This window comes from Cohnella luojiensis, assembly GCF_004564235.1.
GTDB classification, from domain to species: Bacteria; Bacillota; Bacilli; order Paenibacillales; family Paenibacillaceae; genus Cohnella; species Cohnella luojiensis.
On record NZ_SOMN01000041.1, the window covers coordinates 31,306 to 43,690 of the forward strand.

A 12,385-nucleotide genomic window follows, 5' to 3' on the forward strand; every position below is an offset into this window, starting at 1 on the left:
AATGGAGATGGAACGGTCGGAATTATATAGGGATACATGGGCGGAAGTGGATTTGTCATGCATTAGCCATAACCTGAAAAGTATCAAATCCCGTTTGCCGGCGAAGACGGAAATCATGGCTGTCGTTAAAGCAAGCGGTTATGGGCACGGTGATGCGGAAACGGCTAAAACCGCGGTTCAATCCGGTGCCGGAAGCTTAGCGGTAGCCTACCTAAGCGAAGCGATTAACCTAAGAAGACACGGCATAACCGTGCCGATCCTCATCCTGACTCCCATCCAACCTCATGAAACAGCCGTTGCGATTCATTACGATCTGATGTTGACCGTGACCTCCGCCGAATGGTTTATGCAATTGAGAGCTTGCAAAGTCATGAATTCTAAGACAAAGCTAAAGGTACATGTGAAATTCGATACCGGACTCGGGAGAATCGGGATACGGGAACGGGAAGAGTGGGAAGCGATCGCCCCTTGGCTAGTGCAGCCAGACATTCAGGTAGAGGGAATCTATACTCATTTTGCTTCCGCAGGCGAAGAGGATTCCGGATATCTGAAGGCTCAGGCTGCAAAATTCAAAGAAGCGGCAGGTTGGGTAAAAGAATCCGATATTCCTTTTCGGCAAATTCATTGCGCGAACAGCGCGGCGGCATTGCGTTTTCCCGAATTAGCGATGGATATCGTTCGCATAGGTGCAGCGATGTATGGGTATTATTCTCGGGATCATGCCCAAGGTCTTCGCTTAAAACCGGCGTTCAGCCTATATAGTCGCCTTATTCAAGTGAAAAGAGTGAACAAGGGAGAATATATTGGCTACGATAACTCTTATCGGGCGTCCGAAGAGGAGTGGATCGGTACCGTTCCGATCGGTTACGCGGACGGTTGGTCGCAAAGTCTGCAAGGTTCCTGCATGCTTGTGGATGGAGTGCGCGCGCCAATCGTCGGCAAAATAGGAATGGATCAATTGATGATCCGATTGCCGCGTTCTTATCCCGTCCATACGCTCGTAACGATTATTGGAAAACAAACGAAGGATGAAATCACATGCATGGAACTAACTTCTTATTCGGGAAGAGTTCCCCAAGAAATCTCGACTTCATTGACTTCGAGGATAACGAGATTATATAAGCGGGATGATTGCTATGCAGAAGTCGTGAGTTCTACGTTCAAATTTAATTCGTATGCGAATTATTCTGCTGCGAAATAATATATACGTAACCAAAACGACAAGCGAGCGGCATCTTAAAGAGTCAGGGGTCGACCTTCTTCGGAAGGTTGACCTTATTTGCGATTACAATAGGAGATGGATAAAATGGGAGTTCCGCGTTATTATTTTTACAGGATTCACGTGCTTCTGTTTATATCCATATTGGGATTGCATTCATGGCCGTCGGGTGCCAGCGCAAGGGTAAGCATATCGCCTTTCAAGGAAAACAGCACTGTGATCGTGGCCCATCGCGGAGCGTCTGGTTACGCGCCGGAAAACACGCTTGATTCTTATCGGATAGGTGTTAGAATGCAAGCGGATTATATCGAAATCGATCTGCGGCTTACGAAGGACGGCGAGCTTATCGCCATGCATGATGAGACGGTTGACCGGACGACGAACGGTACAGGTCTAATTAAGAATATGACTCTGACCGAGATCAAGGCATTGGACGCCGGCTCTTGGTTCAACGATAAGAATCAAGCTTATGGCAGTGAGGAGTATGTGAACGAGAAGGTTCCGACGTTGAAGGAAATCTTCGAAACCTTCGGTAAAGACACGCGATATCTGTTGGAGACGAAGGCTCCCGAAGACTATCCCGGTCTTGAGGAGAAAATGTTGAAACTAGTCGAGGATTTCGGACTGACCCGGCATATCGCGGTTCAATCGATCAGCAAGGAAAGCCTGAAGAAGATTCGCAAGCGGAACAAGGACGTCCCTTTGTTTCAGTTATTCTGGTATAAAAATCCGGCGAGCATATCCTCTGCGAGATTACGGGAGATTAGCGGTTATGCGAATGGAATCGGCGCGAATTTCCTTCGAATAGACGAGAGTTACGTACGCAAAGTCAAGAATGCGGGATTGCTCCTGTATCCATACACGGTCAACTATCCATTGAACATGGAAATGGCTCTAAGATGGGGAGTCGATGGCGTCCATACGGATTATCCGGATCGTTTAATGAAAATGATTCCGGAAGGAATTCGTCATTTATGAATGACAATGAGGAGGTTTTCGAATGGGAAACAACAAGAAGAAGCAACAGAGGCATGTGCCGGCAAAAGAAACGGCCCCGAACTCCGACAAACCCGTTACTCTTAAGGACTTGCTTGGAGCCGGAACCGTTGCTAAGCTGAAGGAACAAGCGGAAGCGATGAAGCTGGAGGAAGCAAAGCAACGGGAGTCTAAGCGCCAAGAGGCGGAAGCGGCGCGTATCGCGGAGCAGAAGCTGAAGGAGAAAGACTTCGAATATTTGTTAAATAACAGCTCGATGGATTGGAAGAAGTATAATTAAGCTAAGGGTCGGCTTTTCGGTTCGAAATTCAAACAGGGTTTCCCGGAAGAAGATAACACGGTCAGACTCGGCATTTGGAGAGACTTGAAGCCGAAGGCTTTGCAGCCCTTAGGGAATTGCGGGTCCCAGGTAACATAGAAGTGACGGCATTTCATGCAATCGATACGTACCGATTCCGACATCTCGATCCCTCGTTCTAATGATGATGAATCTATTATACCTTATCCAATTCATTGGGTTAAGAGAGAGGGGCTGACAATGAACCTATACGGCGGCAATAGCAAATCCAAGCCCTTTCTACTTGTATTAACAGTATTTATTGTCTTGCTTACAGCGTGTAACGGCGTAAATAGCGGGGGTCCGCCGCAGAGATCAACAACTCCCGCAAGCGAAAACAGCGAAATCACTCCTAGCCCTGTAACTAGTCCACCTAAGAGTGTCGAAGATGCTGTCAAGAAGAAAAGAAAGCTTCCCAAAGGCTTTGTTTACGTCGACGAAGTCATCCCCACAGCCATGTTCGATATCCGTTATTACGGAGAGTATAACTTCATCGGTACGAGGATCGACGGATATAAGGCACCTCTAGCGATTTTGTCCATAAAAGCCGCGAATGCTCTCAAGTCGGTTAATGCGGAGCTGGAACGCAAAGGTTATGTCTTGCTTATCTACGATGCTTATCGTCCGCAGAAAGCAGTTGATCATTTTACCCGGTGGGCTAAAGACTCTAAGGATACGAAGATGAAGAAGGATTTCTATCCCGAGGTGGACAAGTCTAAAGTATTCAAGCTAGGTTATGTGGCAGCGAAATCCGGCCATACCCGCGGAAGCACGGTTGATTTAACGATCGCCTTTAAGAAAACGGGAAAAATCGTAGATATGGGGAGTCCGTACGACTTCTTCGGTGAAATATCCAGCCATGGCACAAAGCTAATCACCGCTGAGCAAACGGCCAATCGCAATATCCTCAAGAATGCGATGCTGAAGCACGGTTTCAAGCTTTACGAGAAAGAGTGGTGGCACTACACGCTTAAGATAGAGCCGTATCCGAACCGTTACTTCAACTTCGACGTGGAATAGTTACTCTCATGGTTTATCCTTCTGTCGCGCGGGTATTATAAAAATAGGCTAATCTGCATTAATATCGCGAGGGGCTATCTTGGTCGTTCTTATTCTAAGCGCGATCTTGAGAAGTACCCGTAAAGCTTAAGAGAGTAAAGATTCAGGAGGGGCTTCATGACTTCTTTCACAAGCATAAGAAGAGCCGAGCCGGAGGATACGCAAGAGATCATGCGGCTTCTCGTCAACACGGCCGAATGGCTGTTAAACAAAGGCTCCTCCCAATGGAACGGATTGCTTAGAGGAGAGGACTCGCATAATACTCCCGAGGCGATTAATCGCGGGGAAGTATTTATCTTCATGCAAGATTCCGATATCGCGGGTATGGTCATGCTGCTAAGGAGACCAAGCACATGGGATCGGGAGTTATGGAGCGGCGAGAATGATGATTCCGCGATTTACTTGCACCGACTGGCTATTAACCGTAAATTCTCGGGCAAAGAAGTCGGCAAACGGATCATGCAATGGGCGGATACCGAAGTTCCGACATGGGATATTCCGCTTATCCGGCTAGATTGCATAGCAAACAATCAGGTACTCAACGACTTCTATAGCAAGCTGGGATATGAGCTTGTAGGAAAAGCCGCGAATTCCTTAGGCACGTTTAGCAAGTATGAGAAGAAGTTTTGATTCTAGGAACGAAGGTAATAAAGTTCTGTCAACAGCTTTCATGACGAAAGCTGTTTTTCCTTTGATTGAACCTGAAAGCGCTTTCCGTTTATGATGATTACAGAGAAGGAATCCTTATACAGTCTATTGGTGAAAATATTAAGGGAGGTTATCATTCATGAGTCAAAATACAGATCAACAAGTTTCTTCCGGTCAAGGAGCAAAAGTAGCCGTTCAAAAGTTCGGCAGGTTTTTAAGCGGTATGGTCATGCCGAACATCGGAGCTTTCATTGCATGGGGTTTAATCACGGCGTTGTTCATTCCAACAGGGTGGATTCCTAACGAAAGTCTCGCTTCCCTTGTTGGCCCAATGATCACTTATCTATTGCCGCTCTTAATCGGTTATACGGGCGGACATATGATTCACGGAACCCGCGGCGGCGTCATCGGTGCTGTGGCAACGATGGGCGTTATCGTCGGTGCAACCATTCCGATGTTCCTCGGCGCAATGATCATCGGACCATTGGCCGCTTGGATTCTAAAGCGGTTTGACAAGTCGATCGAGGGCAAGATCCCTTCAGGCTTCGAGATGCTGGTCAACAACTTCTCTTCGGGCATTATCGGCGGCGCTCTGGCTCTGGCAGCTTTCAAAGGCATCGGACCCGTCGTTGAAGGGATAAGCAAGGGACTTGCCAATGGAGTGCAAGCCATGATCGATGCAGGACTGCTTCCGCTGGCCAACATTATTATCGAACCGGCGAAAGTATTGTTCCTGAATAACGCAATCAATCACGGGGTATTGAGTCCAATCGCTTTGGAACAGGCTTCCACGGCCGGGAAATCGATTATCTTCATGCTCGAGTCGAATCCCGGACCGGGACTTGGCATCCTGTTAGCTTATTGGCTCTTCGGCAGGGGGACGGTGAAATCATCGGCTCCGGGCGCGATCATTATCCACTTCTTGGGCGGGATTCACGAGATTTATTTCCCTTACATCTTGATGAAACCTCGTTTGATCTTGGCGGCGATTGCCGGCGGCATAGTCGGCACGTTCACGTTCCAGCTATTCGGAGCGGGCCTTGTAGCCACGCCTTCCCCGGGCAGTATCTTCGCGTATATCGCAATGACTCCGAAGGGCGGACTTCTAGCGGTATTAAGCGGGGTCGTTACGGCGGCAATTGCGTCTTTCTTGGTTGCTTCCGTACTATTGAAGACTTCTAAGCAAACCGCTGAAGATGATCTGGAAGCCGCATCGGATAAGGTCAAACAGATGAAGGCACAATCAAAAGGCGCGACTCCAACTTCAGTTCCAGCTGCAGGCATAGTCAAATCAAATGCCGAAGTGAACAAAATCGTATTTGCTTGCGACGCCGGAATGGGATCCAGCGCAATGGGAGCTTCCATCCTTCGGAAAAAAGTAAATGAACAAGGAATACAGGTAGCGGTCACGAATACGGCAATAAACGATATTCCCGGGGATGCCGATATCGTCATCACTCATAAAGAGCTTACGGATCGAGCGCGGCAAAAGGCGCCGGCCGCTGAGCATATCTCGATCGATAATTTTCTCAAGAGTCCTGAATACGAAAAGCTGGTTAGCCGTTTGAGTAAATAATTAACTTGTAACGCAGGCGTGTTTAACGCCGGCGTTACATCCATTTTCATGGAAGGGAGACTGCCGTGGATGAAATTGTCCAATAGACAGCGACGCTTATTGGAAGTGCTTCTGAATCGGCAGGGGGAAGTGACCGCAGGCCAACTCGCGCAAGAAGTCCAGATCAGCTCCAGAACGGTTCATCGCGAGCTGCACGAGCTTGAGCCTGTACTAGGCCTTCATGGGATTTCGCTAATCAAAAAATCCGGTTTAGGAATTATCCTTGAAGGTAACGAGCAGAGCTTGAGCCGGTTTCAAGACGAGCTCCGACGATCTGAGACGGAAACTTATTCACCTGATGAGAGAAAGCTGCTCATGCTCTGTCTTCTGCTGGACGAAGAGGAACCGATCAAGCTTTTCTCGCTAGCCAGCGAGGCGCAAGCGGCTATTCCAACCATAAGCCGCGATTTGGAAGAGCTGGAGCCCCAATTAAGGAATGGCGGCTTGCAGCTCATCCGTAAACGGGGATACGGCGTAGAGATTATGGGTAACGAAATAGCCAAGCGCCGATTTATCGTTAGGCTAGCGGAAGATTACCTGGAGCATTCCGATTTCTTTGGATCTCCATCGGGGCCAACGGATTTGTGGCCAACGACAAGAAGGTTATTGAATTTGGTCGGCAAGGATTCGTTTATGGCGATTGAGCAATCGTTATGGCAACAAGGCGAAGCGTGGCTAAAGGGGCTTAAAGAAGCGGACTATACGCGTTTGCTTATCCGCCTTTCCGTCGCCATCATTCGCATTAAACGAGGTCACCGAATCCAGCCTCCCGATAGCGGCAACTCAACCAAACGCAACGATAGGAACGATTCTACGTTGTGGCGATTCACGGATTTGCTTGGATTGAGCGATTTACCCAAGGAAGAAACCGATTATTTGCAAATGCTATTGGACGAAGCCAAAGAAAAGGCAGTGGATAGCTCCTCCGTTATTATAGAAAAATACGGTATGGAATTGGCAGAACAAACGGTCGGGTTTATACGTTCGTTAGAACTGTCAATAGACATTCCTCTCAGTAAAGACCGATCGCTTCTGGATGGCCTGATTCGCCACTTGGGTTCGTCCATGGAACGCATGCGGAAGGGAGAGGCGATCAGAAATCCGCTGCTCTCTCAGATTAGAAAGGATTATGATTCCTTGTTTAACGCCGTTCGGAGAAGCGCCGACGAAACATGGAAGGGCTTGGTTATACCGGACGAGGAAATCGGTTATCTGGTCATGCATTTCGGGGCGGCAATCGAGAGGTGGAAGCTTACCCCCGGTAATGTCAGGGTACTGCTCGTATGCATGAGCGGAATTGGTTCATCCAAATTGCTTGCCGTTCGAATTACAAAGGAAATTCCCCAAATTCATTTATTGGGTCATTACTCCTGGTACGAAGCTTCTCGCATGCCGAAGGATCGTTACGATCTTATTGTATCGACCGTGGATCTTCCCGTTGAACCCGAGCGTTATATCAAACTTAGCCCTTTGCTGACCCGGGAAGAAACGGAAAGGCTGCGGTCCCATGTTCGCGAGCTTGCCTTTTCGGTGAATTCGGCCGTTCCCATCGAGCCGACCAAAGATCAGGGAGCATGGGAACGCATGAAGCTGATGAAACAGTATACTTCGGAACTAGTTGTCGTTCTGGAACGATTTCAAGTTTATCGACCAGACACCGGGCATGCAGCTAACGATTTACAAAGTTTATTGACCAGTCTTCTCACGATGATTTCGCCTAGTACTACCGTACTGCAGAATGTGGATCATATTGCCAAGCAGCTAATGGATAGGGAAGCTCAAGGAAGTATTTTTATCCCAGACACGAAGCTGGCTCTCCTCCATACTCGCAGCGAATGGGTTGTTGAGCCCATCATCGCCCTATACAACTTAAAAACTCCTCTTCGTCTAGGCGAAGAAGAATCGAGTGAAGCAAAGCAGATATTTCTCATGCTTGCCCCCCTGACCTTAAACAAACAAGCGCTGGAGGTGCTTAGCGAAATAAGCGCTATGCTGCTGCTTCCGGAGATGATTAAGCTGCTTGAAGATGGCGATACGGAAATCATTCGCGCATTCATCTCGCAGACGATGGAGGCCTATATCAAAACCAAATTAGAATGGAGCAAACCGACATGAGCATTTTGACGAAGGATAAAGTAAAACTGAACGTGAAGGTCAATGATAAATACGAGGCTATCCAGCTTGCCGGTCAACTGCTCGTTCAAGCAGGGCATGTACCTGAAGAATACGTGGATAAAATGATAGAACGGGAGAACGTATCATCGACCTATCTAGGTGGAGGTCTTGCGATGCCGCACGGGACGAACGATTCCAAGGGGCTTATTCGCTCCACGGGGATGTCCGTGCTCGTGCTCGCGGAAGAAGTGGATTTCGGCGACGAACCCGCACGATTGGTCATCGGATTGGCCGCTGTCGGCGAAGAACATCTAGAAGTGCTGTCGAGCGTTGCCGTACTCGTATCCGATGACGACGATATGCAGCGGATCCTTCAAGCTAAGTCCGAGGATGAATTGATCGCGATTTTCAAGGAAGGAATGGGAGCATGAAGGCTGTCCATTTTGGCGGGGGAAATATCGGGCGAGGGTTTATAGGCTTATTGCTGTCCAGATCCGGGTACACAGTAGAATTCGTCGACGTTGACGAACAGTTAGTTCAATTATTAAATGAACGGGGACAATATACCGTTGAACTGGCGAATGAAGCAGCAGACACCACCATAGTGCGTAACATCAGGGCAATTAACGGAAACGACAAGGAGCTTGTGGCTCAGGCTGTGGCCGAAGCCGATTTGGTAACGACAGCCGTTGGCGTTAACGTTTTGAAATTCATTGCCCCGAACATTGCGGAAGGAATTAGAAGGAGACTAAAAAGTCCGACATCACCGCTTCATATTATCGCATGCGAGAATACGATCGGAGGAAGTACGCAGCTTAAAGGACTTGTATACGAGCAGTTGGACTTGGAGCTAAGAGAGCAAGCAGATCGTCGTATCGCTTTTCCCGATGCGGCTGTCGATCGGATCGTTCCGATTCAGCAAAATGAGGACCGGTTGAAAGTGGTTGTTGAACCGTTCTACGAATGGGTGGTGGATCGCTCCGCCATGTTAGAGGGTTTCCATGAGATCGAGGGGATTCATTATGCGAAGGAGCTTCAGCGCTACATTGAAAGGAAACTGTTCACGGTTAATACCGGTCATTGTTGCGCGGCTTATCATGGATACCTGCGAGGTTACCAGACGATCCAAGAAGTTATGAAAGATCAGGCAATCGTTGAGGAAATCCGCGGGGCGTTGGGGGAGACGGGAGCTGCTCTGATCAAGCAATATGATTTTGACGCAGCCGATCATGAGACCTATATCGATAAAATTATAGATCGTTTCCGCAATCCTTATCTAACGGACGAAGTCGTCCGTGTAGGCCGTTCGCCCATTCGTAAGCTTTCGCCGAACGACAGGTTAGTTCGCCCCGCGACTATGGCACATTCGTTCGGAATAGAAGTGCCGTATTTGACGAAAGCAATGGCCGCGGCATTGTTGTTCGACTACGAGGAAGATCCGGAAGCTACCGAGATTCAGAGGAGTTTGCTGGAGCAGGGCGTAAGCCAAAGCATAACCCGATATACTGGACTTGCAAGTGAACATCCCCTCCACAGCCAAATCATCACGGCTTACGATTCCTACAAGGAGCGGAAATAAGGGGCAGAAAGGACTGACGAAGGATGGAACAAATTTTCAAAGGGATAGGAGCTTCTCGGGGATTGGTTGCGGCGCGAGCTTTTGTTTATAAATTGGAAAGCTATGTACCTGCCCAAGCCCAAGTGGAACAACCGGATCTTGAAGTCGAGCGGTTTCAAACCGCTATTCGCCAAGCTCAAGCGGAGCTTGAACAAATCCGCGACATAACCGAGAGAAGACTGGGCTCGGACAAAGCGGAGATTTTCGAAGGCCATCTCATGATACTGGAAGATCCCGATCTTATTGACGTTATTATAGAGAAGGTGAAGGAGGAGTCGGTCAACGCCGAGTACGCGTTATACGTAACGTCCCGTTCCTTCATCGACATGCTAAGCCAGATGGATGACGAATATTTGCGAGAAAGGGCAGCCGATGTCCGCGATGTATGCAATAGAATCATGAATAACCTTAGAGGAAAGCAGCAAGCGGATTTATCCGCCATTTCCGAAGAGTGTATCGTGATTGCCGAAGATTTAACGCCATCCGACACGGCTAAGCTTAATCTTGACTATGTTAAAGGGTTCGTAACCGAGATCGGGAGCCGTACGTCGCATTCCGCCATCATGGCGCGTTCATTGGGAATCCCCGCGATCGTGGGGGCGGGAGCGGAATTAAGCCGAATCGAGACCGGAACGATGATCGTAATGGATGCGACCGAAGGGGTACTTCGAGCTAATCCAAGCACTGAAGAGTTAATAGAATTCGGGGAAAAGAAAATTCGGTACGATCAGCGTCAAGCGGAATTCGCGAAGTGGGTTAATCGGAGTTCCGTGTCCAGCGATGGTCACTCTGTTGAACTCGCCGCCAATATCGGTAAATTGGAGGACGTCCAGAAAGCGCTGGATAACGGGGCGGAAGCGATCGGGCTCTTCCGCACCGAATTTCTCTACATGGGCCGCAGCAAGCTTCCGACGGAAGACGAACAATTTAACAGCTACAAATACGTTTTGGAGAAAATGAATGGCAAACCCGTAGTCATCCGGACGTTGGATATCGGCGGGGACAAGGAGCTGCCTTATCTGAATTTACCTAAGGAAAGCAACCCGTTCCTCGGCCAACGGGCGCTCCGATTCTGCTTGGATCGGCCGGATATTTTTCGCACGCAGCTTCGCGCTCTGCTTAGGGCTAGCCGCTATGGCAACCTTAAGATCATGTTCCCAATGATAGCCGTGCTTAGCGAGCTGCATGCCGCCAAACAGCTTCTCGAGGAAGAGAAGCGTAAGCTTGAAGCGGAGGGTGTCGAGCTTGCCGAGAGGATCGAAGTAGGGATGATGATCGAAGTTCCGTCTGCGGCCATCTCGGCGGATTTGTTCGCTAAGGAAGTGGATTTTTTCAGCATCGGAACGAATGATTTGATACAATACACGATGGCCGCTGATCGAATGAACGAGACCGTGTCCTATTTGTATCAGCCTTGTCACCCTTCCATATTGCGGTTGATCCGTATGGTTATCGAGGCAGGGCGCAAAGAAGGGAAATGGGTCGGCATGTGCGGGGAAATGGCGGGCGATGAAACAGCTATTCCGCTATTGCTCGGATTGGGGCTTCATGAATTCAGCATGAGCGCGAGTTCAATCCTTCCGGCAAGGGAGCTGATCGGACACTTGTCCCGTAAGGAATGGTCCTCCCTTGCGGATGAGGCTATGGCGCTTAAGACTCAGGAAGAAATAATAGCGTTCGTTCGCAATCATAAGCAAGGGGGGCAAAACGCATGATTTCAAAAACATTTACGATTATTAATCCTACGGGTTTCCACGTTCGTCCGACCAAAGCGTTCGTCCAAGCGGCAAGCGGGTACCCGTGCAAAATCAGCGTTATCAATAAAGGCAAGAAGGTAAACGGAAAAAGCTCGCTGAGCATGCTTACCTTGGGGATTGCCTCGCAGGACGAGGTAACGCTGGAAATCGACGGCGAACGAGAGGCGGAGGCAATGGAGCACTTAGGTAAACTGTTAACTCAGATTCATGAATAACAGTTAGATTTTTGAAGTGGGAATTAAAACAAAACAAGGCTGCCGTCGGATGATCCGATGGCAGCCTTGTTTTGTCATATTAGGAGCTTAAAATGATGGATGTTTACAGCGCACCAGCGTCATGTACGATTGTCAAAGCTTTTTCATAGTCATCTTCTTCCACAATCGCAGTTAATATAATATCTCGGCCGGTAACCCGATTATCCGGTCCGCCCGAGCTATAGCCGCTGGCGCTCACGCTTGCCGAGGCCAATACGGACGCCTCATGAGAATCGAAATCTCCGCCAAGCGTCAAATACCCAAGCCCCGGAAAGCCTCCCGTGATCGAATTCTCGATTTTGTCGATATGGTTTATCCCGGTGCCAGAATATCCGTCAAACCGGTCGATCGCATACTCTGCAAGCCGGAGAGATTTGAGCTTCTCAAGCGCCTGCTCGGCTTGTTCGGGCGTATTGAAATAGGCCATGACCGTTCTCTCTGCCATACGAAAAGTTCCTCCAACTCCGGAAATTGTGTAATCCGTAAATGATCTTTTTAGTATGAGCTGGGAGTTGGGGGAATATTCCTTTTGCTGCTTAGGTAGGGAAGAGGGATATGGAGCGTGGGATATCGACAACAAAAGTAGCATGGCTTCCGGAATATGGTAATATGAATTATAGTTTCGAAATGGTGGGTGTGCATAAAAGTATTTACGAAGTTCGTAGATATTTTGTTATCGGAAATCTCCGAGTGCGAAAGAGCAATTGAAAGAATTAAATAAAGACAAAGAAATGAATAAACAATCTCGCCAAAGAATAATTAAATCA

General features: G+C 48.6%; 12 protein-coding genes. 11 read left to right on the forward strand and 1 reads right to left on the reverse strand.

The window, feature by feature from the left end:
• The first annotated feature begins 1 nt into the window (after nucleotide 1).
• The 11 genes from alr (at nucleotide 2) to E2980_RS21015 (ending at nucleotide 11,579) form a co-directional block, all read left to right on the forward strand.
• Nucleotides 2-1,201, forward strand: coding sequence for an alanine racemase (gene alr / locus E2980_RS20960; RefSeq protein ID WP_135154179.1), 1,200 nt, complete (start codon nucleotides 2-4; stop codon nucleotides 1,199-1,201).
• Nucleotides 1,202-1,306: 105 nt separating this feature from the next.
• Nucleotides 1,307-2,197, forward strand: coding sequence for a glycerophosphodiester phosphodiesterase (locus tag E2980_RS20965; protein ID WP_240703127.1), 891 nt, complete (start codon nucleotides 1,307-1,309; stop codon nucleotides 2,195-2,197).
• Between the two features lie 22 nt (nucleotides 2,198-2,219).
• Complete coding sequence (locus tag E2980_RS20970; RefSeq protein WP_135154181.1) at nucleotides 2,220-2,495, forward strand: YqkE family protein; 276 nt, start codon at nucleotides 2,220-2,222, stop codon at nucleotides 2,493-2,495.
• 258 nt (nucleotides 2,496-2,753) lie between these two features.
• Nucleotides 2,754-3,572, forward strand: a complete 819-nt coding sequence (locus E2980_RS20980) for a M15 family metallopeptidase (protein ID WP_135154183.1) — start codon at nucleotides 2,754-2,756, stop codon at nucleotides 3,570-3,572.
• 156 nt (nucleotides 3,573-3,728) lie between these two features.
• A complete protein-coding gene (locus E2980_RS20985) occupies nucleotides 3,729-4,241 on the forward strand; it encodes a GNAT family N-acetyltransferase (RefSeq protein WP_135154184.1) in 513 nt (170 codons plus the stop codon).
• 157 nt (nucleotides 4,242-4,398) lie between these two features.
• Nucleotides 4,399-5,835, forward strand: coding sequence for a PTS mannitol transporter subunit IIBC (locus E2980_RS20990; RefSeq protein WP_135154185.1), 1,437 nt, complete (start codon nucleotides 4,399-4,401; stop codon nucleotides 5,833-5,835).
• A 69-nt stretch (nucleotides 5,836-5,904) separates the two neighbouring features.
• A complete protein-coding gene (locus tag E2980_RS20995) occupies nucleotides 5,905-7,989 on the forward strand; it encodes a BglG family transcription antiterminator (protein ID WP_167747208.1) in 2,085 nt (694 codons plus the stop codon).
• Entirely contained in the window at nucleotides 7,986-8,420 is a 435-nt protein-coding gene (locus E2980_RS21000) for a PTS mannitol transporter subunit IIA (protein ID WP_135154187.1), read from the forward strand. The genes E2980_RS20995 and E2980_RS21000 overlap by 4 nt, the downstream gene beginning before the upstream one ends.
• Nucleotides 8,417-9,568 carry a mannitol-1-phosphate 5-dehydrogenase gene (locus tag E2980_RS21005; protein WP_135154188.1) on the forward strand — a complete coding sequence of 384 codons (1,152 nt, stop codon included), beginning with the start codon at nucleotides 8,417-8,419 and terminating at the stop codon, nucleotides 9,566-9,568. The genes E2980_RS21000 and E2980_RS21005 overlap by 4 nt, the downstream gene beginning before the upstream one ends.
• A gap of 23 nt (nucleotides 9,569-9,591) precedes the next feature.
• The gene (ptsP, locus tag E2980_RS21010) at nucleotides 9,592-11,322 is read left to right on the forward strand and encodes a phosphoenolpyruvate--protein phosphotransferase (protein WP_135154189.1); all 1,731 of its coding nucleotides are present in this window, start codon (nucleotides 9,592-9,594) and stop codon (nucleotides 11,320-11,322) included.
• Nucleotides 11,319-11,579 (forward strand): HPr family phosphocarrier protein, encoded by a 261-nt coding sequence (locus E2980_RS21015; RefSeq protein WP_135154190.1) that lies wholly within the window; start codon nucleotides 11,319-11,321, stop codon nucleotides 11,577-11,579. Before ptsP ends, E2980_RS21015 begins: the two co-directional genes overlap by 4 nt.
• Before the next feature lie 103 nt (nucleotides 11,580-11,682).
• Here E2980_RS21015 and E2980_RS21020 read toward each other — a convergent pair whose 3' ends face one another.
• Nucleotides 11,683-12,063, reverse strand: coding sequence for a hypothetical protein (locus E2980_RS21020; RefSeq protein ID WP_135154191.1), 381 nt, complete (start codon nucleotides 12,061-12,063; stop codon nucleotides 11,683-11,685).
• Nucleotides 12,064-12,385 lie beyond the last annotated feature (322 nt).